This window comes from Hyphomicrobium sp., assembly GCF_019753045.1.
GTDB lineage: Bacteria > Pseudomonadota > Alphaproteobacteria > Rhizobiales > Hyphomicrobiaceae > Hyphomicrobium_B.
This window is the reverse complement of record NZ_JAIELN010000001.1, coordinates 30,676-57,327: the sequence shown is the minus strand read 5'-3', so window position 1 is coordinate 57,327 and position 26,652 is coordinate 30,676. Positions and strand designations below refer to the sequence as shown.

The window sequence follows — 26,652 nt, the reverse complement described above, 5'->3', positions numbered from 1 at the left end:
CCCTCAATTCGTTTCCGTGCGCGGCCACGAAGGGAGCAGCGCTTCGAGGCCGAGCCTCCGCGCGTCGGCTTCGAGACCGGCGCGCTTCAACGCCCGAATGCTGTCGCCGAGCGCGATAAGATTTGCATCCTGCGCCCCGTTCGGCCCAAGCGCCTTCATGACGAGCAGAACGGTGTGCCCGAATTCCTGCTTTTTCGATGCCACCTGCAATTCTGTCAAAACGCCGGTTTCCGGCAGATATCCGGACGTCGGCTGCGGTGTCCTGTTCGCGGCATCCCAGAGCGGAATAGGCACCAGATAGTCGAGCGCTTCGAGGACCGTCGTCAGGCGATAGAGCGCGGCCGACGGAAAGCGGCCATTCGCGGCATAAGTTTCGAGCGCGGCAAAGCTTCGGCCCCGGTCAGGTTCCTTGGCGTCGGCGATATCGATCAAGGCGCGCCAATGTCCGAGGCCCGGACCGCCGCCTTGATCGGCAACGGCAATCCAATCGCGAGCCATGTTGAATTTTCCCGACGCCAAGCCGATCTCGACGCCTGTTTCGGCAAACCAGACGATTTCGGGAGCCGGCCGGAGCTGTGCAGTGGTTGGCGCAATCATCTGGGCGCCGATCATGCCGAGGCCTTCATGCTTGGCATCATCGAGGAAGGTCCGGATAAGTCGCGCCTTGCGCATCGGCGTGCGTTCGTCTTCGGCAGCCCTGAAGAGGGCCGCGCGGCGGCTAGCGCCTTGCGGTCCGCGGCCGGCCAGAAGATCATCCGCGGGCACCTGTTCGGCGTTGACGCGATAGATGCCCGCAAGTTGCTCCGGAGTGAGCGCATTCAATCGCGCGGCCGCCTCCGTCGATGGCATTCCGAGATCGGCCGGCGTCGAATGATCGCTCGCGAGCGAGACGAGCAACGCCGGTTCGCCCTTCTCCAAAACCGTTTTGTGAGGAAGCCCCCCTACCCGTTCGGCAATCCGGTAGTCGAGGAGGGTTATCTGTTTGACCGGCGAATAGCGAGGCTTGGAATTGATTGCGAGAGCATCCAGCGCCTCGAGGCCGGGAGACGTCTCGACGCCTTCCTCGCGCGCCAGATCTGCGGCAAGGCCCGCGGAGGATTTGTCATCCTGGATGGCCGAGCAATAACCCGCCATCAGGATCGACTGCCCCTTGAGCCGCGCTGGGATGTTGCCCTTGAGCGTCGCCGACTTGGCGACGAGTTCGCAGGCTTTGTCCGAGTGCCCGGAGGCAAGCTCGTTGCGAGCCTGAAGCGTAACGAGTAGCGGGCTGTCGTTGCCGCCTTGTTTCGCGATTTCGGCGGCGGCTTCCCGCGCCAATCCCGAGCGGTAAAGCGCTTCGAGCCGCAATGCTGCGAAATTCGCGTTCGTCGTGCCGGGCGACGGCGAAGTGATTAGCCGCTTCCAAAGGTCGTGCAGTACCGGCGATCTGGGCGGGATCTCGATCGTGCTGATGAGCTTCTCGAGTGCGGCGACGTCCATGCCGCCCCACAGTTCGTAAGGCAACCCGGAGCCGTCTTCAGACATGACGGGCGCAAGATCGTCCTTTTCGACGCCGGGCAGAATAGCCCCGCGGACAACGCCGTTCTGCTGACCGGATTGGCCGCCCCGACCGGGATCCGGCTGGACGCTATCCGGGTTCGGCTGCCCCCACGTACTGCCGCCGCCGCCGGGGCTTCCCGCTGGGGCGCCCAATGGCTGCAGATAGGTGCGCTGTTCAGCGGGTGGCGAATAAGCGTCGTTCCGATCAGCTTTCTTCTTTTTTGCGGGTGCGGCAGAAGGTGCGGCGGGCGCGTCCTGCGCGGAAGCTGAAACCGATGCGGCAGCGGCGCCGAGGGGAAGCAGCGGAAGCACCAGGAGGCACTTGGCTGCCGCTATCAGTCTTCGGTGCGTATACACCATCGTCATTCACCGCCGGATTTTGATATTTTGCACGGGCTTGCTGATCGTCTGCTGCTCCGGCTCAAACCGGGTCGCCAGCACGTAAAGGCCGCCCAGAACCAACGCTGTCAGCGCGCAAAGTACGAATAAAAGCCGGAAAAGGCTCGGCATTTTCTGTGTCCCGTCCCGGCCGTTAGGTGAACATCTTTGTGGGCGCGATTATGACTCAATATGGTATTTTGCCGAAGAGTCCCTCCGTGGATCGGCAAGAAGGTTTGGGTTCGCTGTGGCTTTCGAGTGAGTTTCCAATTTGCGAACGTTTTTGGTTCGTGGCATGACGGCGCCGAAATGACCATCCCGCCGCGCGAACCACCGCCAGAAACCAACCCAGAAACCAACCAACTGGCCGAACCCGTCGGTATTGAGCCTCGGATGATCGAAGCCGAAGCGATTGAGCGTGCGAAAAAGAACGTCGGTGGGCGACCGATCGTCGTGGTCGGCCTCATGGGCTGCGGCAAGTCGTCGGTCGGCAAACGGCTGGCCTTCAAACTCAATCTACCCTTCGTCGACGCCGACGACGAGATCGAGCGTGCCGCCGCCAAAACTATCAACGAGATTTTTGCAGATCATGGCGAGGCCCATTTTCGCGCCGGTGAGCGCAAGGTGATCGCCCGGCTGCTCGGCAACGGGCCACAGGTGCTCGCGACCGGAGGCGGCGCCTTCATAAACCCGGAAACGCGCCTGCGCATTAAAGACATCGCCGTTTCCGTTTGGCTCCGGGCGGACCTGCCGGTCCTCATGCGTCGTGTGTCGAAGCGCGATCACCGGCCTCTCCTGCGCAACGGCAATCCCGAAGCCACGATGCGAAAGCTGATTGAAGAACGGTACCCAATATATGCTGAAGCCGACATGACGATTGAAAGCCGCGACGAGCCCCATGACGTCATCGTCACCGAAATCATAAACCGCCTCGCGGCCGGGACGGAGTTCCCCGCGCCCTCCGCCGCGGATGCAAATCCATCTCGAACGGTGCACGTCGAACTCGGCGATCGCGCCTACGATGTTTTGATTGCGCGCGGGATTCTTCGCGAGACCGGCGCGCTTCTCAAGGCGCGTTTCGGTGAGGTCAAATGCGGTGTCGTGACCGACGAAAACGTCGCCCGTCACCATCTCGCGACGCTTGAGGAAAGCCTGAAAAGCCAGGGCATGTTTGCCGGCTCCGTGATCATGAAGCCCGGCGAAGCGACGAAGAACTTCCGCGATTTGGCTTCGCTTTCGGAACGGCTTTTGGAGATGGGCCTCGAACGCGGCGATCTCGTTCTGCCCTTCGGCGGCGGCGTCATCGGCGATCTCGCCGGTTTCGCGGCTGGCATTCTGCGCCGTGGCGTGCGCTTTGTTCAAATTCCGACGTCGCTGCTGGCCCAGGTCGATAGCTCCGTCGGCGGCAAGACGGGCATCAACACCCCGCAAGGCAAAAATCTCATCGGCGTGTTTCACCAGCCGAACCTCGTGCTCGCCGACACCGCCGTTTTGACGACGCTGCCCCCGCGCGAGATGCGCGCTGGGTATGCCGAAGTCGCCAAATACGGTCTGCTGGGCGACGCGGAATTTTTTACTTGGCTAGAGGCCAACTGGCAGAGCGTTTTCGGCAACAACGGACCGGCTCTGACGCAGGCCATCGAAACGAGCGTGGCGGCCAAAGCGGCAATCGTCGCGCGCGACGAGACGGAAACGGGCGACCGTGCGCTGCTCAATCTGGGCCACACGTTCGGCCACGCGCTCGAAGCGTGGACCGGCTATTCTGACCGCCTCTTGCATGGTGAAGGCGTCGCCATCGGGATGTGCCTGGCGATCCGCCTCTCCGAGGAGCTGGGGATCTGTCCGGCAGGCCGCGCCGAGCGGGCCGCGAAGCATCTGAGGGCCGTGGGCCTTCCGACGAAGATCAGCGACATTCCGGGCGGACGGGCCAGCCCCGAAGAGCTGCTGCGGCTGATGGGACAAGACAAGAAAGTTAAAGCCGGGAAGCTGGCGTTCATTCTCGTCCGCGACATCGGCCAAGCCTTCGTTTCCCGCGATGTCCCGCCGGAAACCGTGCTGGCATTCCTCGCCCGGGAAATTGATCGCTGAGCATATTAAGCGTCCGCAACCGATTGATGTGCTAGACTGCTGCTTCTCCTGATCAGGAACAGCGAACCCCGACCATGACCATCGTCATAAGCTTGGCAGCCATTTTTCTGCTGATTGTGTTGTCGGCATTCTTCAACGGCAGCGAGACATCGCTCACGGCCGCCTCCCGAGCGCGAATGCACTCCCTTGAGGAAGACGGCAACACGGCCGCCGCCCTCGTGAACAAGGTGCTGTCACGGCCGGAAAAGATGATCGGCACGGTTCTGCTCGGAAACACGCTTGTCGATGTTCTGGCGGCAGCCCTCGCCTCCAACATCGCGGTGCACCTCTATGGTGAGGTCGGCGTTGCTTACGCGACCGCCATCATAACGATCCTGATCGTGATCTTCGCCGCTGTCCTACCGAAGACCTACGCCCTCGCCTACGCCGACCGCGTGGCGCTCATCGTGGCGCCGGTCATGCAGATATTGATCTATGCGCTGACGCCGTTCACGAAAGCGATCGAGTTCGTCGTTCGCAGCATTCTGGCATGGACGCCCGGCAAGGCCGACGACGAGGCAAACATCCTCGCCGCGCACGAGGAAATTCGCGGCACCATCGATCTTCAGGCGAAAGAAGGCACGGTCGCCAAGGGCGATGCCGAAATGCTCGGCGGCGTGCTCGACCTGCGGGACTTGCAGGTGGCTGACATCATGGTCCACCGAACCAAGATGGAAACGATCGACGTCGACGATCCGCCGGCCAAGATCCTCGATCTGGTGCTACGCTCGCAGTATACCCGCGTACCGCTCTGGAAGGACGAGCCCGAGAATATCGTCGGCGTGCTGCATACGAAAAATCTGCTGCAGGCGTTGTCGCGCACCGACTGGCGGCCCGATAAGCTCGATATATTGAAGTCGGCGTCCGAGCCGTGGTTCGTCCCCGATACGACGACGCTCAAGGACCAGCTCAATCAGTTTCTGAAAAAGAAAATGCAGATGGCCCTCGTCGTCGATGAATACGGCGAGGTGCAAGGTCTCATCACGCTCGAAGACATTCTCGAAGAAATCGTCGGGCAGATCACCGACGAGCACGACATGCCCGACAGCCACATCCGCATGCAGTCGGATGGAACCGTCAACGTCGACGGCACCGTTGCAATCCGCGACCTCAATCGCCATTTGGATTGGGAGCTGCCCGACGATGAGGCGACGACCGTTGCAGGGCTCGTGATACACGAGGCTCAGACGATCCCGGAGCCCGGGCAGGTGTTCACCTTCCACGGCTTTAGATTTGAGATTTTGCGCAAAAGCCGCAATAAAATCACGGCTATCCGCATCAAGCCCGTGTCGAAATCAGACACCGTAAGCGTCGGATCGAACGCCGCGAGGGCTGCACGGTGACGAATTTTCAACCGTTGGACGCTTAGCCCTTCGGAAGAGGTTCACCGGGCGCGAGGGGCGACAGCGCCAAGGCGTGAATGCCGCCGGCCAGTTCGTCCTTCAAGATATCGTTGATGAGCCGATGGCGCTCGATACGAGACTTTCCCGAAAAAACTTCGGAGACGACGAGAATGCGAAAATGACTGTCGCCCGTTCCAGGCGAATTGCGGTGCCCGGCATGCAGCTCGGACTCATTGATGACGTCGAGCCGCGTCGGACGAAGCGCGATCATAAGCTTTTCTCGAACCCGACCCGTAACCGACATTTTTGTCTCTCAAAGAAAATCTTCTGAACAGCGGGACCGCCATGGGCACCGAAAGGGCCTATTAAGGGATTGACCGCACAGTCTGGACGGAAATCAAGAGTTTTCTTGCCGCCTTGTTTCGGGCCGCGCCAACCCTCATAATTCAAAGATGAAACTGGAATCGAAATACTTCGACAGCATCCGCGTCTCCTCGAAGCGCCAAGGCGCCAAGAAGGAAGAGCGGGCGCCCCTTTGCCAATGGAAGGGGTGCGATAAGCCCGGCGGCCACAAGGCGCCGAAGGGCCGCGGACGCGACGGCGAGTTTTTCAGCTTCTGCATCGACCACGTGCGCCAGTACAATCAGGAGTACAACTACTTCGAAGGTATGAGCGACACCGAGGTCAGCAATTTCCGCAAGGACGCGCTGACGGGTCACCGTCCCACCTGGAAGACGGGCGCCAACGCCTGGGCGCACGGCATACGCGACGAGGCGAGAACGGCCGACGCCGCAGCCCGCGTAAACGCTACACAGCGGACGAACCGGAAAGCCCGCTCGTCTCGTACAGCTACGGGGCCGACCGCATTTCGCCGCCAGCTGAAGCCATTGGAGCAGAAGTCGCTCCGCGTTCTGGATCTCGGCAACGAGGCCACACCTCAAGATATCAAGACGCGCTTTAAGGAATTGGTGAAGATGCACCATCCGGATGCCAACGGCGGAGATAGCCGGTCTGAGGAAAAGTTGCGCGAAATCCTCCAAGCCTATAATTACTTGAAGCAATCTGGCCTGGTCTAATCCTCTGACCCTTTGAACCGAGTGCACCTCACGGGAGTTGCACCTATTCAAGGCGTACGCGGCAGCTGGGCGGTTTGATCGGGAACTCCATGGAAATGCGCACGTCATCTAGCGCGGCCAGCGCGCCAGTCGCCAACCTTCCGGACATGAAACTGTCTGTCCGCCAAGTATTCAATATCGACAGCGATCTGGAAGTTCCGGCCTATTCGCAGGCTGACTCCCACGTGCCGGATGTCGATGCCGACTACCTCTTCAACCGGGATGTGACCCTCGCGATCCTCGCTGGCTTCAAGCATAACCGCCGCGTGATGATCCAGGGCTATCACGGCACCGGTAAGTCGACCCACATTGAACAGGTCGCGGCGCGCCTCAATTGGCCGTGCGTCCGCGTCAACCTTGATAGCCACGTCTCGCGCATCGATCTCGTCGGCAAGGACGCGATCGTGCTGAAGGAAGGCAAGCAGGTCACCGAGTTCCGGGAAGGCATTCTTCCGTGGGCCCTGCAGAACAACATCGCGCTCGTGTTCGACGAGTACGACGCCGGCCGCCCGGACGTCATGTTCGTCATTCAGCGTGTGCTCGAGGTCTCGGGCAAGCTGACGCTTCTCGATCAGTCGAAGGTCATTCGCCCGCATCCGGCGTTCCGGTTGTTTGCAACGACGAACACGATCGGTCTCGGCGATACGTCGGGGCTCTATCACGGCACGCAGCAAATCAACCAGGGCCAGATGGACCGCTGGTCGATCGTCGCTACGCTGAATTATCTGCCTCACGACGACGAAGCGAAAATCGTGCTGTCGAAGGTCAAGTCGTTCGGCAAGACGGAAGCCAAGCGCAAGCAGATCTCGCACATGGTCCGCGTCGCGGATCTCACGCGGTCCGCCTTCATCAACGGCGATCTCTCGACGGTGATGAGCCCGCGTACCGTGATCACGTGGGCCGAAAATGCCGAGATCTTCGGCGACATCGGCTTCGCTTTCCGCGTCACGTTCCTCAACAAATGCGATGATCTCGAAAAGCCGCTGGTCGCTGAATTCTATCAGCGTTGCTTCGGCGAAGAGCTGCCCGAGAGCACGGCAAACGTTGCGCTGAGCTGACCGATTGACCGAGGCCGTTAATCTGGGCCGTTCATGACACTTCCGACCAAACGCCGCGAAGCTCCGTCCGAACCGCTGAAGCGTGTTCTCGGTCCCGCTGTTCGTGCCATCGCCGGCGACAGCGAGGTCGAGGTCGACTTCGGCCCGGGTAAGGGCGACGTCGCCGGCAAGGCCGTGCACATTCCCGATCTGCCACGCGCGCCGTCCGCGAAAGACATCGCGCTGACGCGCGGCTGGGCCGATAGCTTGGCGCTGCGCATCGGCTGCCATGACGCCAAGCTTCACCGCCGCATCGCGCCATCGGCAGGTCCCGCACGCGCGGTGTTCGAAGCAGCCGAACGCGCGCGCGTCGAAGGGGTCGGATCGGCTCGCATGCCGGGAATGGCGGCGAACCTGACCGCCCGCCTCGAAGACCATTATAGCCACGGCCGTTTCCGTAGCGTCAGCACGCGTGCCGAAGCGCCGCTCGAAGACGCGCTTGCGCTCCTCATTCGCGAACGCATCACCGGCCAGGCGCCGCCGCCTTCGACGAAAGGTCTTGTCGACGTTTGGCGGCCGCTGATCGAATCCCGCGGCGGCAAGCTTCTGAGCAGGCTCGAAGCGCTCTCCGAAAATCAGGAGCAGTTCGGCCGCCAGATCCGCGATCTGCTGAAGATCCTCGAAATGGTAGATCAGAACGATCAGCCACAGTCCGAGGACGAAGAGCAGGAAAGCGACGAGGGCGCAGCCGAGGGCGGCGCCGAAGACTCGAGCGACAAGAGCGAGGACGCGTCCGAGGGCCAGGATCAGCAGAGCGAAGAGCAGCTGTCCGAAGGCGACCTCTCGGAGTCCGACGAAACGATGGAGTCGGGCGAGACCGAACCGCAAGACCTCGACGAAGGCGATCTGGACGACGACGAAACGCCCGCGCCGTGGCGTCCGAACATGACCGTTCTCGATAACCCGGAAGCGTTCGGCTACAAGGTTTTCACGCACGCCTACGACGAAGAGATCGGCGCCGATCACCTGTCGACGCCGGAAGAACTCGAACGGCTTCGCGCGTTTCTCGACAAGGAATTGAAAACGCTCTCGGCGGCTGTCGCAAAGCTCGCCAACAAGCTGCAGCGGCGTCTCTTGGCGCAGCAGAATCGCGGCTGGGATTTCGATCTCGAGGAAGGCCAGCTCGATGCCGCGCGCTTGACGCGTATCATCACCGATCCGACGGGCGCGCTGTCCTTCAAGCGCGAGCGCGATACCGATTTCCGCGATACGGTCGTGACGCTCCTGCTCGACAATTCAGGATCGATGCGCGGCCGGCCGATCATGGTCGCTGCATGCTGCGCCGATATTCTCGCGCGCACCCTCGAGCGTTGCGGCGTCAAAGTTGAAATTCTCGGCTTCACGACGAAGGCTTGGAAGGGCGGACAGTCGCGCGAGGAATGGCTCGCGGCAGGAAAGCCCTCATCGCCCGGACGTCTGAACGATCTCCGGCATATCATCTACAAGACGGCGGATGCGCCGTGGCGCCGCTCGAAGAACGCGCTCGCCCTGATGATGCGCGAAGGACTGCTCAAAGAAAACATCGACGGCGAAGCGCTGGCCTGGGCTCATTCCCGCATCGTCAATCGTCCCGAGCAGCGCCGCATCCTGATGATGATCTCCGACGGGGCGCCGGTCGACGATTCAACGCTTTCGGTGAACTCGGGAAGCTATCTCGAGCAGCATCTTCGCCAGGTCATCCACGAGATCGAAACGCATTCGCCGGTCGAACTCATCGCCATCGGCATCGGGCATGACGTGACGCGCTACTACCAGCGCGCCGTCACGATTACGGATGCTTCCGAGCTCGCTGGCGCGATGACCGAAAAGCTCGTCGAACTGTTCGAGGAAAAACCTGACGCCGACGAGCCGATCGCGGCGCGGCGCCGGTACGCACGCGCTCATTGAGGGTCGACGCTTGTCGCTGAACAGCTTTCGACGCATCGGCCTCGTCGTTGCGCTTTTTGGCATAACGGCCGGAGCCGCGGCAGCTGACGGCAAGCCGGACGTCGCAAAGCTGAAGCCCGGTCCGATCGTCGTCGAAAGTCAGCGCATCACGTCGTTCAAGCGCTTCGAAGCCGATAAGCCTCTCGCCAAGGTGACGTTCCGCGGCGGTTTGCAGTTGACCTCTCCCGCACCGCAATTCGGCGGCTGGTCCGCGCTCCTGATGGACGACGACGCGAAAGCGTTCGTTTCGATTTCCGACGCCGGTGAGTGGCTGACGGGAACACTCGATTACGACGGCATTCATCCGGCTGGAATAACGAACGCCCGCATCGGTCCGCTTCCGGATACGTCGGGCCGCCCCATCCGGCGGGACCGTGACCGCGACTCTGAATCGATCGCGCTTGAAAGCGGAACCTTGGAGCGCGGTTCGGTTCTCATCGGTTTCGAAGGAAGGCACCGCATCGAGCGCTACGACTTGACGTCAGCCGGTATTTCGACGGACCGCGGAAGCCTCAAGCTGCCGGCCGGCGCCAAAAAGATGCACTCCAATCAGGGCCTCGAAGCGCTGACTGTCATGAAGGGTGGCCCCTATAAGGGCGCTCCCGTCGCGTTCTCGGAACGGCTCTACGATTTGTCCCGCAACCACACCGGCTGGCTCTGGACGGCAAGCGGCCCGCGAACGATCCATCTGAAAAACATCGGCGACTACGACGTCACCGACATTTCGAGCCTCGATGACGGAACGCTTTTCGTCCTGGAACGCCGCTTTCGCTGGTTGGAAGGCGTCAAGATGCGGCTGAGGCGCATCGCGCCCGATGACCTCGGTCCCGATCACACCTCCGAGGGCGACGTGCTGATCGAAGCCGACATGAATGATCAGATCGATAATATGGAAGGTCTCGCCGTCACGCGCCTCAAGACGGGAGAAATCCTGATTACGATGATCTCGGACGATAACTTCAACAAGGTGCTGCAGCGCACGCTGCTTTTGCAGTTCGTTCTGAAGGACGAAGAGCAAGCGAAAGCCCGGCCGCCGGGTTAAGGGCGCCGGGCTGAATTTCGGCTAAAGGGCGAAGAGCCCGCCTTAGGCAGCCTTCGAAGCCTGTGCTTTCTGAATTTCGCGCTTCAGCTTGAGGCAGGTCGCCGACAGCTCGTCGTTGTCAGCCTTCAGAAGGAATGCATCGAGGCCGCCGCGGTGTTCGACGGTTTTCAAAGCCCGGGCCGAAACGCGCAAACGGACTTTCCGGCCGAGAACGTCGCTCAGCAAGGTCACGATATGCAGATTGGGACGAAACTTGCGCTTCGTCTTGTTTTCAGCGTGGCTCCTGAGTTGGCCTGAGAGGGGCAAAGTCCCCGTCAGCTCGCAGCGCCTGGTCATAACTCTCTCCTGTGCCGCTGCTTTTACGAGCGCGGTTGATGTAAAGCCTGCTTTTGCAGCAAAAAATTGTGCCCCGCAAGCAGAGCCTACGGGGGTTCGGCAGCTGTATAATGGACATGCCGGACGCACGTCAAGACTGCGTTCTCACGGTACCCGAAGTCCAACATTCGTCGCAAATCCGCCCTAACACCGGCTGGCGCAAGGGGATTTGCAGGGAAGAACGATGCCGAATTCGCGTGTTGGGGCCACGAGACATGGCGCCTATTGCTGTTTTCTGCTGGCCGCCGCGGCGGTTTTGCCGCTTCACGCCGCCAAGGCGGGCGACGCAACTTATCCGAGCGAGGTTGACGCAGTTTACCGGCTTTCGTTCAACGGCTTGAGCGTCGGAAAATATCGGTTCAACTCCCACTTCGACGGAAAATCTTACACGGCGAACGGCAAGACCGAGATTTCGGCCCTGTTCGGCGCCTTCAAATGGGCGGGAAATTTCCTTGGTAGCGGTTCTGTCGAGGTGAGCGGGAGCCCTCGGCCGGCAAGCTTCGAGATGAGCACCAAGACGAAGTCGAAAACGACTTCCGTTAAGCTCAGCTTCGACGGCAGCCGTGTCGCTTCGATTGCCCTGGTTCCCAACAAGTCCCCGTCGGCGGAAGCCGTCAAGTTGAAGCCGGAAAACCTCCAGAACGTTTTCGATCCGATGGGCGCGACGCTCGCGATCTCGAACGCCAATGCCGCAGATGCCTGCAATCGCACCATCCCCGTTTTCGACGGCAAGGCGCGCTACGATCTTCGCTTGTCCTTGAAGGGACGCGAACCGATCAAGGAGAAGCATCCCTCCGGGCAACCGCCTGAACTCGTGGTTTGCCAGGTGAAATATGTGCCGATCGCGGGTCATAAGCCCAAGGATTTCGTCAATCCCTGGATTGATTACGATCATATTGAGATTGCGCTGCGTGCTGTGCCTGCGGCCGGAATTTATGTGCCTTACCGGGTCACGGTCCCATCGACCATCGGCTCCGCCACTATGGCGATCGATACGATTAACATCACCGCCCCGAACAACCAGCAGATTGCGCTGAAGCAATAATCCGCCTAGGGCGCAGGGTTGCGCGACCCGATACCCTTCGCGGAGAGGCCGAATAACCCTTGATCTCTTGGCCCTCCTCTGCAATGCCAGGGCTCGATCGGAGTCAAGTACGACATGGCAAGTGATCTCGAGGCCCGCATCCGAAACGTGACCGCGGTGCTCGGACCAACGAATACCGGCAAGACGCACCTCGCAATTGAGCGGATGCTCGGCCACGAAAGCGGCATGATAGGCCTTCCGCTGCGACTACTCGCGCGCGAAGTCTATGACAAAATCAAGCAGCGCGTGGGGGCGGACAAGGTCGCGCTCATCACGGGCGAGGAAAAGATCAAGCCGGAGCGCGCGCGCTACTGGGTCTCGACCGTCGAGGCGATGCCGCGCGATATCGACGTCGACTTCCTCGCGATCGATGAAATCCAGCTTTGCGGCGACCCCGAGCGCGGCCACGTTTTCACAGACCGCCTGCTGCATGCCCGCGGCCGGTCCGAAACGCTGCTGCTCGGCGCGCAGACGATGCGCGAGGCGATCAGCGATCTCATCCCCGGCGCCAACTTCATTTCACGGCCGAGGCTTTCGAAGCTGACCTACAGCGGTGAGAAGAAGATCACACGTCTTCCCTCGCGCACCGCGATCGTCGCCTTTTCGGCGCAGGAAGTTTATGCGCTTGCGGAGTTGATCCGTCGCCAGCGCGGCGGAGCGGCCGTCGTTCTCGGCGCGCTATCCCCGCGCACGCGGAATGCGCAAGTCGCGCTCTATCAATCGGGCGACGTCGAATTCCTGATCGCGACCGACGCCATCGGCATGGGTCTGAACCTCGACGTCGATCACGTCGCGTTCTCTGCACTGCGCAAATTCGACGGCTACAACCATCGCAATCTGACGCCGGCGGAAATCGGCCAGATCGCCGGTCGCGCCGGCCGCCATATGAATGACGGCACCTTCGGTGTAACCGGCGCTGCCGATGGGCTCGACGCCGATATGGTCGAGCGCCTCGAGACCCATAGCTTCGACAGCGTCAAGACGCTGCAATGGCGTAACCGCGAGCTTAATTTCTCGTCGCTCGACGCTTTGCACACATCGCTTCGCGAACTGCCACGCGAGCAGCGCCTGACGCGGGCGCGCACGGCTGACGATGTCGCGGCGCTCGAAGCTTTGTCGGCAGATCGCGAAATCACCGATATCGCGACGAACCGCGACCGCGTGGCCTTGCTGTGGGACGTCTGTCAGGTTCCCGATTACAGGAAGATTTCCGGCCAGAGCCACGCCGAACTGGTCGGCAATATTTACCGGCATTTGACGAGCGGCAACAACCGTATCGACGAAGATTGGTTCTCCAAGCAGGTCTCGTTGGCCGATCGCACCGACGGCGACATCGATACGCTCGCGAACCGTATCGCGCACATCCGGACCTGGACATTCGTCGCCAATCGCCCCGATTGGCTGGGCGACCCACAACACTGGCAGGAACGGACAAGGGCCATCGAAGACAGCCTGTCCGACGCTCTGCATGAGTGTCTGACACAACGATTTGTAGATCGGCGGACGAGCGCTTTGATGAAGGGCATGCGAGACAAAGACGAGCTGACAGCCGACATCGCAGACGATGGCGCGATCACTGTCGAAAATCACTTCGTAGGACGCCTCAAAGGCTTCCGCTTCACTCTCGACGCGGCTGGCGACGGCATCCACGAGAAAGCGACGCGTCAGGCAGCAATGCAGGTCGTGACGCGTGAACTCGGCATGCGGGCGCGCCGGGTCGCTGCGGCTCAGAACGAAGCATTCAAGCTGACGCGCACCGGCAGCATCATCTGGCGCGAGGACGAGCTTGCAAAGCTCGAACGCAGCGAAGATCCGTTGCAGCCAGGCCTGACATTGCTCGCCGACGACGCCATGAGCGAAGCCGATCGCGAGAAGGTCCTGGCGCGTCTCAAGACGTGGCTCGACGATACAATCGCCGATAAGTTGAAGCCGCTCGTTGAGATGTCCCGCAGCACCGAGCTCCAGGGCTTGGCGCGCGGTATCGCCTTCCAGCTCAAGGAAGGTCTCGGCGCATTGAAGCGCGAGACGGTCGCGAATGAGATCAACGCACTTGATCAGGCGGCGCGAGCAGAACTTCGCAAATTCGGGCTGCGCTTCGGTGCCTTCAATATCTTCTTCCCGCTCATGCTGAAGCCGGCGCCGGCCGACCTCGCGGCGACGCTTTGGTTGCTGAAGAACCCGGTGCCCGCAGGGACGACGCCGCAACTTCCGCGCCCCGGTTTGACAAGCGTTGCGGTCGATCCCGCAACGCCCGAAGCGCTCTATCGCGCTCACGGATTCCACCTCTGCGGTCCGCGCGCCATTCGCCTCGATATCCTCGAGCGGCTCGCCGATCTGATCAGGCCGTTGCTCGCCTGGCGGTCAGGCCCGGGCAAAACCGAAGCTCCTCCCAAAGGATCGACAGGCGACGGCGGCTTCAAAGCGACCGACGACATGATGTCGATCCTCGGGTGTTCCGTCGACGAGCTGAGCGAAGTTTTGAAGGCGCTGGGCTTCCGGCTCGAGAGGCGTCCGATCGCAGCCGCTGCACCTGCGCCCGCAACGGAAACAATCGCATCGCCCGAAGCAACGGCCGACGGCGAAGCGAAGCCCGCCGAGACCGAGGCCGACGCTGCAGCTGCGGAAGTGCCTGCCGACGAGGCAGCAACGGCGGCGTCGCCCGCAGAGGAAGCTCAGCCCGCAGTCGCAACGCCATCGGAAACGACTCAAGCCGCCGCCCCCGCTCCGGAGGCGGAGAAATTCGAAGAGATCTGGCGGCCGCGCCGGCACCAGCGGCCTGAGCGCCGGGACGGACCTCGCCGCGAGGGCGGCCAGAACCGCCATCATCGCCCGCATTCGAACAGGCCCGCCGCAGGCGCGCCGCACGCGGCATCGTCCGCAACGGCGAATTCCGAAGCTCCGGCCTCGGAGACGCCGGCCGGCAACGATCGCTCCGACCATCAGCGTCACCGTCGACCCGAGCGCCAGGAAAATCGTGGCGAACGCCCGCGCTTCGAAGGCCGCAAAGGTGGTGGGGATCGGCGCCCCGACCAGGGCGCCAGGAAAGAGGATGCAAACCGTCCGCGCCGTGACGACAATCGAAATGGCCGCCGCGAAGAACGCCGGTCGCCGCAAGTGATCACTGCGGCGCCGCCGAAGTCGGCAGCGGCCGATTCATCGTCACCGTTCGCCGCGCTCGCCGCGCTGAAAGCTCAAATGGAGAAGCGGAGCGAAGGCTCCGGCTCGACGTGATCTCATGCCTGACGCGGCTCCAGGGTCCGTTCAGCGCATCGATCAATGGCTTTGGTTTGCACGGATCGCCAAGTCCCGGACATTGGCGCAGGCGCTAATTGAGCGTGGGAAAGTCCGCGTCAATCGTGAAAAGGTATATAAGACAGCTACGATCGTCCGGCCCGGTGATGTTCTGACGCTTTCACTCGGGCCACGCATTCTCAGCATCGAAATCATCGGTATTGGGACGCGGCGTGGCCCCGCATCCGAAGCAGTGACGCTCTACCGTGACCTTACACCCGCGCCGCAGCGCACCACGTCGACGACTGAAGGGGAAAACGAGCGGACCGAACCGGATCCGCAGCAGGCTTTGCGCCCCGAAGGGAGCGGGAGGCCGACAAAACAGGAGCGGCGCCAGTTGGACAGGCTGCGAGGCAGAAGGTGAACTGTGACGCCCCGTCCACCTAGGCAGCCGTAACGCCTATGCTAATAAAGGCGCCGCTAGATCGAGCCGCCGGGTTGGAGAGCGTCGTGCCCCAATCATCAATCGATCGTCTTCGATGGACCAGGATTCCGAATGACCTACGTCGTCAATGAAAAGTGCATTAAGTGCAAGTACACGGATTGCGTCGAGGTTTGTCCCGTAGACTGCTTCTATGAAGGCGAGAACATGCTCGTCATCCATCCCGACGAGTGTATCGACTGCGGAGTCTGTGAGCCCGAGTGCCCGGTCGACGCCATCAAGCCGGACACCGAGCCGAACCTGGAAAAATGGATGGAGCTCAACCGCCAGTATTCGGAAGTCTGGCCGAACATCACGGCCAAGAAACCGGCCCTTCCCGAGGCCGAAGCCGTCAAGGACGAGACCGGAAAATTCGAGAAATATTTTTCCCCAAATCCGGGCTCCGGCGACTAAAATTTGCTTTCACTCGGCGAATTAAACCCGTGCGGAGCAATTCCAAGATAAGACATTGGAATTGCGCGGTATTTTAAAGAAGGTCTTAATCTCGACCAGATTGTCTCAGAACGCCGCCCTTCATTTACCCCCGAAACTGTGTTAGGGTCAGTTGTGATGGCGTTAAGTCTGCACAAATCCGGAACGGCCGCGAACAAACAGGGGCTGCCTCGCTCTGATGGGCAGCTTCTTATAAGGCGTTATGGGGCGTCGCTGGGCCACTTCAGAGTCGGACAGGATTTGCAAAGCTAGGCCACAAATGAGCGCGCAGGGGAACGGCTTCCCGACAAAGGAGGCTCGGATCAATGCGCGCATGTTGTCCGGATGCAACAAGTATCCGCGACACTGATGCTCCGCCCCCACAGGGCGGACTGACGGCCGAGCCGACCCGTCCGGCGAGGCCCAGTATGCGAGAGTGAGAGATCGATATGGCTCAGAAGAAAAAAGCTCCGGTCGTCCCCAAGTCCGCAGCGAAAAATGCCGCGCGAAAAACCGTTCCTCTGAAGTCCGCCGCGAGCGCCACCAAGGTCGCCGCGAAGCATCCTGCTAAGCCGAAAACCGAAGCTCCCGTCAAGGCGAAGGTAGCTCAGCCTGCCGCTGCTGCTAAGCCGGTCAAGAAACCAGTTCCAGTAACCGCGGCGCCTGCAAAGGCGGCGCCTAAGATCGAGGCCACGTCCGTTTTGAAAAAACCGCTCCCGCATGCGCCTGCAACTGCCCATCTCGCTGCCAAGGCTGCACCTGCGCCGCAGCGCACTGTTGCCGTTCCGGCTAACGCGCACAAAGCGGCGAGCCAGAAGCTGACGGCGCCGGTCGCTCCGGCCCAGCAGCCCGTCTCGCCGAAGGCAATTGCTGAAAAGGCTGCAGCTGCCCGCCAGATTCTGGCCGTGCAGAAGAAGCCGGTTAGCCAGCGTCACGGTTTCAAGGCCAACGAATTCGTCGTTTATCCGGCCCACGGCGTTGGCCGTATCGTCGGCATCGAAGAGCAGGAAATCGCGGGCATGTCGCTCGAACTCTTTGTCATTACGTTCGACAAGGAGAAGCTGACGCTGCGCGTGCCGACCGGCAAGCTCGCTAGCGTCGGAATGCGCAAGCTGGCGGACGAAGCTCTCGTCAAGAAGGCCATGGAAACGCTGAAGGGCCGCGCCCGCATCAAACGCACGATGTGGAGCCGCAGGGCGCAGGAGTACGTCGCGAAGATCAACTCCGGTGATCTGATTGCGATCGCCGAAGTCGTACGCGATCTCTATCGCTCCGAAGCCCAGCCCGAGCAGTCGTATTCAGAACGCCAGCTCTACGAGGACGCGCTCGACCGCATGGCGCGCGAACTCGCGGCTGTCGAGAAGCTTGACGAGCGTGGCGCAGTTCAGAGGATCACCGAGATCCTTTCGAAAAGCGCCAAGGGCCGTCGATTGGCTGAAGGCGAGTCCGTCGGCGAAGCCGCCTAAGACTTAACGCTGACGCTTACGAATTACAGCGCTCGGTTCCGCACCTTCCGGCGGGGCCGGGCGCAACTCTTTTTGGCTACATCATCCATCAGATCGGATCGCCCGGCGCTCTCACTGAAAGGAGCGGGTTCAAAGGGCTTCGATCGCTGACAGTGGCGGGAGTGCCCGGCGGCTGCGGTATTTCAAGCTGCGATGGATCGGCAATGTCGATCATCGGACCATTCCGCCGTTCGATCCATCCGCGGACGACGACGGACTTGCTTGTCAGGCCATCGAGCGCACGGTCGAACGTGGGATTTGCGGCAAGAACTTTCTTGTCGACACGCGCGGTGAAATCCGTTTGCCAGTCGTTGCTGAAGTTGATGTACGTCGCGCTTTTCGTGCGGCCGATGGAAACGACGGAGCCGGTCACGCGAACGTACTTGCCGCGCTGCTTCATCACTTCGCCCGCGCGGTCGGCGGGCAAGGTGCGATAGACGCCGTTATTCCAAAGCCCTAACCGCTTCTCCCTAGCTTCCGCCTCATGGGCGAGAAGCTCAGCCGAGCACGCAAAGCTTTCGGGGAACCCGTAGGCGCGTGCAAAGCCGTTGGCGAGGAGCGCTCCCTGCACCCAGTTCTGTCGTCCGTGATCATCCACGAAAACGTGCGCGAGCGTCCGCCCGTAGCGGTCGATACGCCGGCCCGCGAACGCGAGTTTGATCTTCTTCGCGAGGACAAGATCCGATAGCGCCTTGATGGCGTCGGTCTCCGGAGGCCAAGCCCCCTGAGCGGCGTTGGCGTCGCGTGCCCTGGGCGCGAGTGCCCCTATCAGCCGGACGGCTTTCCCGTCATCGAGAATGATTGTTTCGCCATCGACGACCCGCGTAACCGTCCGGATGGGGCCGGCTTCGAGAGTGCAGGTCGGAGCCGGATTGTCGTCCGCAGCTGCCGCGCGAGGATGCACTCCGAGCAGCACCAGAACCCCAAATATCGCTGCCGAACCCCGCCAAGCCATAACGCAAGTCTGAGCATAGTCGCCCCACTTCGCCAAGGTACGAAAGAAGCCGACGCCGCCGTCGATCGGCTGCCGGGAACCGGGTCCAGCCGAAAAAAGCTCAAATGACAGGGTGTCATCTTGCCTGCGGCTGCAGAGCTAACCCCCCACGCTTGACCTGCGCCGATGCTCACCGCATAGCTTTCCGATGCGCCGCGAAAGCGGTCAGCGCCCGGCGGGCCACCGCCGGAAAGCGCGAGCAGGCCCCGTAGCTCAGCTGGATAGAGCAACGGTTTCCTAAACCGTAGGTCGCAGGTTCAAATCCTGCCGGGGTCGCCACGCTCGAACGTACACAGACGTTCTCCGCATAAGCGAGCATCGCTCAGGGCGCCTCTTCGGAACGGCCGACGACATCGACGCCGATCCAGATTTTTCATCTCTGTGCACGCCGTCGCCAGAAACGTTCCTTCTCACCGTAGAGCCAATTTTCAGTCCGCGTGAAAACACGCTCGGCGTTCCGCCTGCATCATTGCGCGAGGGAACGCCGTTCTTCGCCGCGCATCCTCGCGATGCCCGGTGAATACCGCACGGACACGAAAATTTCAAAAAATTAGGGCTCAAGGAGATTCGTATGGAATCGTTTCGAAGCACGAACGCGCGACCGAAGTCGCGTTGTGCCGGTCTGCTTGCGACGGCTTTGTTCGCAGCAGGCGCACTCACATCGATGCCCGCACTTGCACATGATCACGGTGACGACAGCGGCCCGACGGTCAGAACGGCCGAAGGCCCCGTTCGCGGATTTACAAAAAATGGCGTCAGCGTCTTTCTCGGTATCCCTTATGCCGCGCCACCTGTCGGCAATTTGCGCTGGCAGCCGCCGCAGCCGGTGAAGAAGTGGAAGGACACCTACGACGCGACGGAGTACAAGAGCACCTGCCCGCAGGTGACCGAACTCGGCGCCTTCGCAGGACCTTCGAGCGTGAATGAAGACTGCCTGTATCTCAGCGTCTTCACATCCAACAAGAGCAACGGAAAGAAGCCGGTTCTCGTCTGGATCCACGGCGGTGGCAACGTCGACGGAGAGTCGAACGACTATGATGCCACCAAGCTCGCAACGGGCGGTCCCTATGGCAAGGATACCGTCGTCGTCGTGATCAACTACCGCCTGGGCTTGTTCGGTTACTTCTCGCAGGCGGCGATCAACAATGAAGGCCATCTCTGGGGTAACTACGGCATTCTCGATATCCAGGCGGTGCTCCGCTGGGTTCAGAGAAACGCCGCTGCATTCGGTGGCGACCCGACGAAAGTCGCTCTCGGAGGCCAATCCGCCGGTGCGCAAGACACGGGCGCGAACCAGCTTTCGCCTCTAGCGACCGGACTGTTCAATCGGGCGATCTACGAAAGCGCGCCGCTTGCGAGCTTGCAGAACGCCACGAACGCGCTGACGAACGGCAACAATTTCGCGACGGCTGCGGGATGCACCGGTTCCAACGTTTCCCAGTGCCTGCGTAGCCTCTCGACGTCGCGCATCCTGCAGCTGCAGGGAACGCCGAATGCGAACGGCCCCTACATCACCGGCCCGTTCGTCGATGGGACCATTATCCCACGTCAGCCGGAAGCGGCTTGGACGTCCGGCAACTTCAACAAGATGCCGACGATGGGTGGCGCGGTGAAAGACGAAGGCGACTTCAGTATCGGCATCACCGAATACTTCTCTGGTCCGCCGCAGGTGCCGATGACGGTCGACCAATATAACGCCCGCGTTACCGGCGCGGTGGCAGCGCAGTACCCGCTCAGCAATTACGGCGGCAATACGCAGCTGGCATTTGATCGCGTCAGCACCGATCGCGGCAAATGCAGCGGTCTGCACGTTCTCAAATTGTGGGGACCGCAGATGGCGACGTATGGCTACGATTTTACCTATCAGAACGCGCCCTATTACTTCCCCAAAATGCCGGGCTTCCAACCCCTGGCGGCACACACGATCGACATCCAGTTTCTGTTCTCGAACTGGCATGGCGGTCCGTTGGGCGTGAATCTCGACCAGACGACCGGAGTACCGCGTGAAATTCAAGGTGCCGAAGTCGGCCTGTCCGATCAGCTTGTTGCAGCGTGGACGAACTTCGCAGCAACGGGCAACCCGAACGGAAACGGCAACTCGCCTTGGCCGAAGGTCAACGGCTCGTCGGTTGTATTCTTGAACGAGAACACGCCGCTCTCGACGGAATCGGAATCCGATTACAGAGCCGCATACAAGTGCGATTTCTGGGATACGCAGATTGTCTATCCGGTGATCTAGTCACTCGCGCGGACTGAGTTATCAGGGCGGCTGCATCTTCGAAGATGCAGCCGTTCTTTATTTGGCCCTAGGGAGAGAGGGCGCGGGCGCGTCCGGGCGTTATTCCGAATCGCTCCTTGAAGATGCGATTGAAAGCCGACGGATCACCGAAGCCCCGGCGTGCGGCGACGGCATAAATCGGTTCATGGCGAAACGCCGGAAGGCAAAGATCTTTCCGCACATGGTCAAGCCTCTGCGACGTCACATAACCGCAGAAGGTCATTCCCTTCTCGGCGCAAAGTTTGTGGACATAGCGGAGAGAAATTCCAAGCTCTGCCGCAGCCGACCTGGGTGAGAGATCAGGAGCATCGAGGTTTGCATTGATGTAGTCCAAGAGATCGCTCATCAACGATCGCTGGGCCACATTGCTTCGCGCCGATCGCTCATGATCCTTTGGAGCCGCCAATGCCGCCACAGGTAACAGCGAACCAAAGACATTGAAAAGCGACACGGCCTCAAAATCCGGAATGACGAGAAAGTTCTCGGAGAGATAGCCGAGACAGGCCGTCAGCGGCGCAATCATGCTGTCTGCGGAAATCAGCGCGCAGCTTAAATCTCCGTTCGCGCTTTCGAACGCCGCAAATTGGTTCCGGTCGAAGCGAAATGTCAGGCACTCGAACTGTCCGTCGCACGTTTCCGTCATCACGACAGGATACCGGCTCTCGTGAATGACAAGGTCTCCGCGCACGGCTGTAAAGTCATACCGGCCCTGTTGAACGTGCAGCTCGCCCGAAAGCACGTAATTCGCGTAAAGGCACTCGAACGGCGAACTGTCGAGTTCAGCCTTGTGACGCGCTGCTATGATCGGAGATGTCTTCATTTTGGCCACGGCACCCGTGGGCAGCAGCAGGCCTTCGGCTCGGCCGTGAAATGGATCGTCCACTTGCCGCTCTATTGACCACGGAAGAAATGCGCCACAGACGAATTTGCGAAAAGTGCTGAATGCAGCCGTAGAGGGCCCATAGTGGCTGTCCCACAGGCAGGTCTTCGGTGTGGCGCGCTCGTTGACGGCGTTGTTCAACGTATGCCCCCCTGCATGCCGTTATGGGTCGCTGCGCGTCCTGAACCTGCTGGGCGTGCAAGCGTACTTCGATTTAAAAGCCCGGTTGAATGTCGAAAGATCGCCGAAGCCCCACCGGTATGCCATGGCCGCAATCGGTGGTCGTTTGCTCGATGCAAGCAAGTCCCACTTGACCCTTTCGAGCCGCCGCCCGGTCACGTACGAACCAAAAGTCTCGGTGGTGTTTGCAAAGAGCTTATGAATGTATCGGACCGAAACGCCGAGTTGATTTGCAACGAGCGCCGGCGATAAATCCGGATTGGAGAGGTTGCGATCGATATAACGCAACACCTCGCGCAGTGTCCGCCCACTCTTTGCGACACCGATGCTCCGCTCGCCGGAGTCTGCGACCATCACTAAAGGTAATAACGTAATGCATGCTTCGAAGAGGCCGGAAAGTTCGGCCTCCGATGCCATCGCGAGTTCCTTGACCAGAAGGTTCAAGCATCCTCCGAGAGGACCGGCCAATCTGTCGGCCCCGACAACCACGTTGCGAAAGATGTCGTCGGCGTGGATTGCGGGAGAAAATATGGACCTCGGGATAATGAACGCAAGATTGTCGAACGGATGGCCGGATCTTTCCGTCAAGACGACGGGCTCATAGCTTTGATAAAGAACGAGCTCGCCGGGTTTCGCAAAATTCGTTCGACCGCCTTGCTCGACCTTGAGCTCGCCAGAGAGAATAAGGTTGCCGTGAATGCAGTCGACGGCGGATCTTGCGATATTCGATTTTGTCTTCGTGGCCGAGATCGAAGTCATTCGCACACGGCCGACGGTTCCGCTCTCGAAGCCCAGACTTTCAACGCGCGCGTGAAAATCGTCGTCGATCAGCTCAGGCGTCCAAGGCATGAATTCGTTGCAGATCGTTTCGCGAAAGTTGCTGAAGGCCTCAGCGGGCGGTCCTGACCGGCTATCCCAAACGGAAAGTCGAGCAGCGCATGCGGGCGCGCTCTCCACAATCGACATTTCGTTTCCTCCCACCTACGGTTCTACGCCGTTTCGATGAGTGCCCGCTTCACAGTTCATCGAACGCGCGCCGGGTGTAATTTGTTTGCTTCTAGAGTACTGAAAGTCGTGAAGAATATATTTTGTACGACCGTTTCCGGAGCGCTGTATAGAGCGCTCATGGGGCGCGCGCTTGGCGCTGAGGGAACATTTCTTACGAGCGGGTGCACAAAAGTTCATCTCTCGCTTTTGCCAGCCCGGATGGGTATGAGTGCGGAGTTCGCGTTCTCGATAAGGTAAAGATATCGATCCATCAGGGTTGGTTGGTAGGGAAAGACAGTTGCCGATCCGGATGAAATGAAGTCTCCGAGCACAAACTTAATCGCCATCGCCGCGGCTGCCGGCGTCGCATTGATGTCATTCGCTCTTTTCGAGCCACAGCGCGCAATCGTCTCCTGCATCCTCGGCTGGGTGATGATCGCCATCGCCGCTTACGATGCCGAGAACTTCATCATTCCTGACGTTCTATCGTTACCGATGATTCCAGCCGGTCTCATCGTCGTCTGGCTCTTGGATGACATCGAGGCCAGCCCGACGCTGGTGCTCGAACACTTCATCGCGGCAATTGCCGGAGGCGCTCTTTTGTATGCCGTTCGGTACGCCTACTACGTTTGGCGCAAGCGCGAAGGGCTTGGACTCGGAGACGTCAAGCTCGCAGCGGTTGCGGGAGCCTGGACGGGGCTTCAAGGCATGAGCAATGCCTTGCTTCTGGCCTGTGTGACGGCGATCTTCTTCGTGGCGCTTGTGCACGTTCGCGGCAAAACTTCGGTCACGTCTACGTCTGCGTTGCCATTCGGCGTCTTCTTCGGACCGGCGATCTGGGTGATCTGGTGCGTCAACGCGTTGGCCGCGCGAACGGAACTCGCCCAACTTACGGTTTGGTAATCGTGTTTTGGAATAAAGCGCCTCTCACTTTATCACCGACGCCCGGCCTCCCGCTCCCTTATCTTGAGCGTTGACATCCCAGGCCGTTGGCCTTGGCGCAAGCGATTGCATGCCGGCACGCAGAGCTTCCGCGGCATTGCTCGCATCTTCCGGATCATGAATGACCGTCGGCCGAATAAAGACGATGAGCTCAGTTCTCACCTTGGTGTTGTTGGTATCCCCGCCAAGAACGTCGCCGATGTAGGGGATCTTATTGAGCACGGGAATGCTGGATTTCGATCGGTTCACTTCCTCGCGAATGAGGCCGCCGAGAACCACCATCTGGCCGCTCTGGACGGCAATCGTGCTCGTCACGCGCCGCTGCGATATCGTTGGTGTCAGCGTCGTCGATGAAGATGAGCTCTGGCCCGCAGGGTTCTGAACCGCGCTCACTTCCTGCTGAATCTCCATCGTCACGAGACCGTTGCTGTTGATGCGCGGCGTTACATTCAGGATGACGCCAGTATTCTTGAACTCGATCTCGTTGACGGTGGGCGAGTCCGGATTGATCACGCTCTGCGCCTGACGTGTAGTGATCGGAACCTCGTCGCCGACTTCCAATGTTGCGGGCTGATTGTGAAGCACGACGACCGATGGCGATGAAACGACCCGGACGGCGGTCTCCTGCGCCAGCGCATCGAGGATCACGCGGGGATCTGATCCAACGGCTCCCGCAATGAGATTGAGACCGGGCGTCACTGGCGCGATCGCGAGTGCGTCGGCAGTGCTGAACCCGATCGCGCCGGCCTTGCCGTGGTTTTTCTGCAGATAGAACTGTACGCCGTAAGCCAAATTGTCGTTGAGCGTCACCTCGGCGAGCGTCGCATTGATGAGCACCTGCAACGGCGGTTGATCGATGCGCCGGAGGATCTGGAGGATCTTCCGGTAGTTGCGTTCGGATGCCTTGATCAGCAGCTTGTTGTTACGCTCATCCGGAGTGATCCGCACCTGATCGGACGAGGAGGAAGAGCCACCCGACGAAGCCGAGCTGTCATCTGTGGAGGTGTCATCCGTAGCGGCAATGGGGGGCGCGCTCTTCAACGGCCCGCTGCTGCTGCCGGAACTGCCCGGCGTATCGCCGCCAGCAAGGCCTGACCCTGTGCCGGCAGAGCTGTTGCCGCCGATGCTGCTGCCGAAGCTGCTTCCAAAGCTACTTCCTGTGCCCCCGCCGGAACCCATCCGCGAAGCTCCGGAAGTGGGTGCAACTTCTTTCTCTTCCGCGCCGCGAAGGGAGCCGCTCGATCCGGAAAACGCCGCCGTCAAGAGTTGCGCCAGATCTTTCGCCCGACCGTTTTCAACTCGATAGACGTAGAAATTGTTGTCGTCGGCGCCGCCGTGGTCGAGCCGCGAAATCCATTCCGCCGCCTTGTCGATCGATTGCGATTTCGGCGCGAGCACCAGGATGGCATTCAGGCGCGCGATCGGCTGAAACTTGACGAGGCCCCGGCCTTGCCGCTCCGTCTGGAAAACTTGCGCCAGTTCCCGGATGACGTCATCAGGCGCCGCGTTGTTGAGCTTGAAGAGCCCCGCCGACTGCCCCTTCATCCAATCGACGTCGAACATCGAAATGATGTCGATGACAGACTGCCGTGCCTGGTTGGAACCGCGAACGAAGAGAAGGTTGTTGTAAACGCTTGCGCGCAGATCCTCCTGCTTGACCAGCAGCCCGTCGAGCATGCGCATGATCGCATCCGTCGAGACGTACCGCAGCGGGAAGATCGAAACGCCGTAACCGGCGCCGACCTCGCGGCTTTCCTTGACGTAGTCGAATGCAGAGATGCCTTGCTGGCGTGCGTCAGCTTCCGGAACCACGCGATAGACGTTGTTTTCAATAAGAAGGGCCGCTTTGTAGGTCGCGAGCACGCTCTCCAAGATCGAGATGAGCTGGGTCCGCGACACCGGTCCGCCGGTCGATAGCGTGACGCGACCTTCGACGTGTGAATCGAAGACATACGTCATACCGAGCGTGTCTTTCAGAACGACTTTTACGAAATCGGAGAGTTCCGTATCGTTGAAATTCAGCTCATAGCCCGAACCGCTTTGACTCACGCCCGCATTCATTTGCCGCGTCGCCTGGGAGGTAACGCGATTATCGCCGGGGAATTTCTCGGACAGCGCCTGCGCACTACCGATCGAGTTATATTGCGGCCGGTCTACGGGCCTCGCGGGGGCAAGACTCGCATTTGAAAGTTTTGCCATCTCATCGGGCGGCTCAATGAGGGGCTTTTCGAGCGAAGAACACCCCGAGAAACTAACCGACGCAAAAAAACTTACGGCCAGACTCAACCAGCGACCCATAAACGGCTTCCTCTTGAAGTCCTACGCCACAATATTTTGTTTGGACTTCGCGACATGACTCCCAACAGAGTCCCCTGTGCTGTCGCCTTCATTTCCCGCTGTACCCCCACGCAATAGTCTGATGACGTAATCCGCAAGAAAATTTCGACTGAGCTCACGTTGTTGGATCTACGTCTGTTGCTGTGGCGTAACTTGTGCTCCGCGACATCCCATTAAAAACATGCTGTGAGTGAACTGAATTGGACGTCAGTGCACTCGCTGCATGTCATTCACCGTAATGGTTGATCTCCCTGCTAAAAATCCGCATAGGGCTGAGCCGCCTAAGGGAAAATGGGGATTTATAGGCCTCCACTTTGTTGATACGCTTCGAAGTTCCCCGGCACCATTAAGCGCATAAGACTGGGGGATGGGGCAGCGT

The 26,652-nt window shown here is 60.3% G+C and carries 20 protein-coding genes and 1 tRNA gene; 14 read left to right on the top strand and 7 right to left on the bottom strand.

Going from position 1 to position 26,652, the window contains the following annotated elements:
• Nucleotides 1-3: 3 nt before the first annotated feature.
• Nucleotides 4-1,899, bottom strand: coding sequence for a hypothetical protein (locus K2Q04_RS00245; RefSeq protein ID WP_291157693.1), 1,896 nt, complete (start codon nucleotides 1,897-1,899; stop codon nucleotides 4-6).
• A 327-nt stretch (nucleotides 1,900-2,226) separates the two neighbouring features.
• On the opposite strand from K2Q04_RS00245, the gene aroB reads away from it, so the two are divergent.
• Nucleotides 2,227-4,005, top strand: coding sequence for a 3-dehydroquinate synthase (aroB, locus tag K2Q04_RS00240; protein ID WP_291157690.1), 1,779 nt, complete (start codon nucleotides 2,227-2,229; stop codon nucleotides 4,003-4,005).
• Nucleotides 4,006-4,079: 74 nt separating this feature from the next.
• Nucleotides 4,080-5,387, top strand: coding sequence for an HlyC/CorC family transporter (locus K2Q04_RS00235; protein WP_291157687.1), 1,308 nt, complete (start codon nucleotides 4,080-4,082; stop codon nucleotides 5,385-5,387).
• A gap of 22 nt (nucleotides 5,388-5,409) precedes the next feature.
• Here the strand turns inward: K2Q04_RS00235 and K2Q04_RS00230 are convergent, their stop codons facing one another.
• A complete protein-coding gene (locus K2Q04_RS00230; protein WP_291157685.1) occupies nucleotides 5,410-5,691 on the bottom strand; it encodes a BolA family transcriptional regulator in 282 nt (93 codons plus the stop codon).
• Nucleotides 5,692-5,839: 148 nt separating this feature from the next.
• Here K2Q04_RS00230 and K2Q04_RS00225 point away from each other — a divergent pair, with 148 nt between their 5' ends.
• From K2Q04_RS00225 to K2Q04_RS00210, 4 genes are all read left to right on the top strand, one after another.
• A complete protein-coding gene (locus tag K2Q04_RS00225) occupies nucleotides 5,840-6,463 on the top strand; it encodes a J domain-containing protein (protein ID WP_291157682.1) in 624 nt (207 codons plus the stop codon).
• Between the two features lie 89 nt (nucleotides 6,464-6,552).
• Complete coding sequence (cobS, locus tag K2Q04_RS00220; protein WP_291157680.1) at nucleotides 6,553-7,560, top strand: cobaltochelatase subunit CobS; 1,008 nt, start codon at nucleotides 6,553-6,555, stop codon at nucleotides 7,558-7,560.
• Between the two features lie 33 nt (nucleotides 7,561-7,593).
• Nucleotides 7,594-9,486 (top strand): cobaltochelatase subunit CobT, encoded by a 1,893-nt coding sequence (cobT, locus tag K2Q04_RS00215; protein WP_291157678.1) that lies wholly within the window; start codon nucleotides 7,594-7,596, stop codon nucleotides 9,484-9,486.
• Nucleotides 9,487-9,496: 10 nt separating this feature from the next.
• Nucleotides 9,497-10,567 carry an esterase-like activity of phytase family protein gene (locus K2Q04_RS00210; RefSeq protein ID WP_291157676.1) on the top strand — a complete coding sequence of 357 codons (1,071 nt, stop codon included), beginning with the start codon at nucleotides 9,497-9,499 and terminating at the stop codon, nucleotides 10,565-10,567.
• A gap of 42 nt (nucleotides 10,568-10,609) precedes the next feature.
• Here the strand turns inward: K2Q04_RS00210 and rpmB are convergent, their stop codons facing one another.
• Nucleotides 10,610-10,903, bottom strand: coding sequence for a 50S ribosomal protein L28 (rpmB, locus tag K2Q04_RS00205; RefSeq protein ID WP_291157674.1), 294 nt, complete (start codon nucleotides 10,901-10,903; stop codon nucleotides 10,610-10,612).
• Nucleotides 10,904-11,126: 223 nt separating this feature from the next.
• On the opposite strand from rpmB, the gene K2Q04_RS00200 reads away from it, so the two are divergent.
• The 5 genes from K2Q04_RS00200 to K2Q04_RS00180 all read left to right on the top strand — a co-directional run bounded on the left by K2Q04_RS00200 (nucleotide 11,127) and on the right by K2Q04_RS00180 (nucleotide 17,636).
• Nucleotides 11,127-11,987 carry a DUF3108 domain-containing protein gene (locus K2Q04_RS00200; protein WP_291157671.1) on the top strand — a complete coding sequence of 287 codons (861 nt, stop codon included), beginning with the start codon at nucleotides 11,127-11,129 and terminating at the stop codon, nucleotides 11,985-11,987.
• Between the two features lie 114 nt (nucleotides 11,988-12,101).
• Nucleotides 12,102-15,257, top strand: a complete 3,156-nt coding sequence (locus tag K2Q04_RS00195; protein WP_291157668.1) for a helicase-related protein — start codon at nucleotides 12,102-12,104, stop codon at nucleotides 15,255-15,257.
• A 4-nt stretch (nucleotides 15,258-15,261) separates the two neighbouring features.
• A complete protein-coding gene (locus K2Q04_RS00190; RefSeq protein ID WP_291157666.1) occupies nucleotides 15,262-15,681 on the top strand; it encodes an RNA-binding S4 domain-containing protein in 420 nt (139 codons plus the stop codon).
• A gap of 132 nt (nucleotides 15,682-15,813) precedes the next feature.
• Nucleotides 15,814-16,152: a ferredoxin FdxA gene (gene fdxA, locus K2Q04_RS00185; RefSeq protein ID WP_092868655.1), complete on the top strand. Its 339-nt coding sequence runs from the start codon at nucleotides 15,814-15,816 to the stop codon at nucleotides 16,150-16,152.
• Between the two features lie 467 nt (nucleotides 16,153-16,619).
• Nucleotides 16,620-17,636 (top strand): CarD family transcriptional regulator, encoded by a 1,017-nt coding sequence (locus tag K2Q04_RS00180; protein WP_291157662.1) that lies wholly within the window; start codon nucleotides 16,620-16,622, stop codon nucleotides 17,634-17,636.
• An 88-nt stretch (nucleotides 17,637-17,724) separates the two neighbouring features.
• Here the strand turns inward: K2Q04_RS00180 and K2Q04_RS00175 are convergent, their stop codons facing one another.
• Entirely contained in the window at nucleotides 17,725-18,630 is a 906-nt protein-coding gene (locus tag K2Q04_RS00175) for a thermonuclease family protein (RefSeq protein WP_291157660.1), read from the bottom strand.
• 241 nt (nucleotides 18,631-18,871) lie between these two features.
• Here K2Q04_RS00175 and K2Q04_RS00170 point away from each other — a divergent pair.
• Together K2Q04_RS00170 and K2Q04_RS00165 are read left to right on the top strand one after the other, a co-directional pair.
• Nucleotides 18,872-18,948 (top strand) — tRNA-Arg (locus K2Q04_RS00170).
• Between the two features lie 292 nt (nucleotides 18,949-19,240).
• A complete protein-coding gene (locus K2Q04_RS00165) occupies nucleotides 19,241-20,908 on the top strand; it encodes a carboxylesterase family protein (protein ID WP_291157658.1) in 1,668 nt (555 codons plus the stop codon).
• 67 nt (nucleotides 20,909-20,975) lie between these two features.
• Here the strand turns inward: K2Q04_RS00165 and K2Q04_RS00160 are convergent, their stop codons facing one another.
• A complete protein-coding gene (locus tag K2Q04_RS00160; RefSeq protein ID WP_291157656.1) occupies nucleotides 20,976-21,968 on the bottom strand; it encodes an AraC family transcriptional regulator in 993 nt (330 codons plus the stop codon).
• 21 nt (nucleotides 21,969-21,989) lie between these two features.
• Complete coding sequence (locus tag K2Q04_RS00155) at nucleotides 21,990-22,973, bottom strand: helix-turn-helix domain-containing protein (protein WP_291157654.1); 984 nt, start codon at nucleotides 22,971-22,973, stop codon at nucleotides 21,990-21,992.
• Between the two features lie 393 nt (nucleotides 22,974-23,366).
• On the opposite strand from K2Q04_RS00155, the gene K2Q04_RS00150 reads away from it, so the two are divergent.
• The gene (locus tag K2Q04_RS00150; protein ID WP_291157652.1) at nucleotides 23,367-23,897 is read left to right on the top strand and encodes an A24 family peptidase; all 531 of its coding nucleotides are present in this window, start codon (nucleotides 23,367-23,369) and stop codon (nucleotides 23,895-23,897) included.
• 24 nt (nucleotides 23,898-23,921) lie between these two features.
• Here K2Q04_RS00150 and gspD read toward each other — a convergent pair whose 3' ends face one another.
• Nucleotides 23,922-26,135, bottom strand: coding sequence for a type II secretion system secretin GspD (gspD, locus tag K2Q04_RS00145; RefSeq protein ID WP_291157650.1), 2,214 nt, complete (start codon nucleotides 26,133-26,135; stop codon nucleotides 23,922-23,924).
• Nucleotides 26,136-26,652: the final 517 nt, after the last annotated feature.

Coding starts and splice junctions, on each gene's coding strand:
- K2Q04_RS00165 (WP_291157658.1), top strand. CDS start 19,241: ATGGAATCGTTTCGAAGCACGAACGCGCGACCGAAGTCGCGTTGTGCC.
- K2Q04_RS00190 (WP_291157666.1), top strand. CDS start 15,262: ATGCCTGACGCGGCTCCAGGGTCCGTTCAGCGCATCGATCAATGGCTT.
- fdxA (WP_092868655.1), top strand. CDS start 15,814: ATGACCTACGTCGTCAATGAAAAGTGCATTAAGTGCAAGTACACGGAT.
- cobT (WP_291157678.1), top strand. CDS start 7,594: ATGACACTTCCGACCAAACGCCGCGAAGCTCCGTCCGAACCGCTGAAG.
- K2Q04_RS00175 (WP_291157660.1), bottom strand. CDS start 18,630: ATGGCTTGGCGGGGTTCGGCAGCGATATTTGGGGTTCTGGTGCTGCTC.
- cobS (WP_291157680.1), top strand. CDS start 6,553: ATGGAAATGCGCACGTCATCTAGCGCGGCCAGCGCGCCAGTCGCCAAC.
- K2Q04_RS00245 (WP_291157693.1), bottom strand. CDS start 1,899: ATGGTGTATACGCACCGAAGACTGATAGCGGCAGCCAAGTGCCTCCTG.
- aroB (WP_291157690.1), top strand. CDS start 2,227: ATGACCATCCCGCCGCGCGAACCACCGCCAGAAACCAACCCAGAAACC.
- K2Q04_RS00230 (WP_291157685.1), bottom strand. CDS start 5,691: ATGTCGGTTACGGGTCGGGTTCGAGAAAAGCTTATGATCGCGCTTCGT.
- gspD (WP_291157650.1), bottom strand. CDS start 26,135: ATGGCAAAACTTTCAAATGCGAGTCTTGCCCCCGCGAGGCCCGTAGAC.
- K2Q04_RS00155 (WP_291157654.1), bottom strand. CDS start 22,973: ATGTCGATTGTGGAGAGCGCGCCCGCATGCGCTGCTCGACTTTCCGTT.
- rpmB (WP_291157674.1), bottom strand. CDS start 10,903: ATGACCAGGCGCTGCGAGCTGACGGGGACTTTGCCCCTCTCAGGCCAA.
- K2Q04_RS00235 (WP_291157687.1), top strand. CDS start 4,080: ATGACCATCGTCATAAGCTTGGCAGCCATTTTTCTGCTGATTGTGTTG.
- K2Q04_RS00225 (WP_291157682.1), top strand. CDS start 5,840: ATGAAACTGGAATCGAAATACTTCGACAGCATCCGCGTCTCCTCGAAG.
- K2Q04_RS00195 (WP_291157668.1), top strand. CDS start 12,102: ATGGCAAGTGATCTCGAGGCCCGCATCCGAAACGTGACCGCGGTGCTC.
- K2Q04_RS00180 (WP_291157662.1), top strand. CDS start 16,620: ATGGCTCAGAAGAAAAAAGCTCCGGTCGTCCCCAAGTCCGCAGCGAAA.
- K2Q04_RS00200 (WP_291157671.1), top strand. CDS start 11,127: ATGCCGAATTCGCGTGTTGGGGCCACGAGACATGGCGCCTATTGCTGT.
- K2Q04_RS00150 (WP_291157652.1), top strand. CDS start 23,367: ATGTCATTCGCTCTTTTCGAGCCACAGCGCGCAATCGTCTCCTGCATC.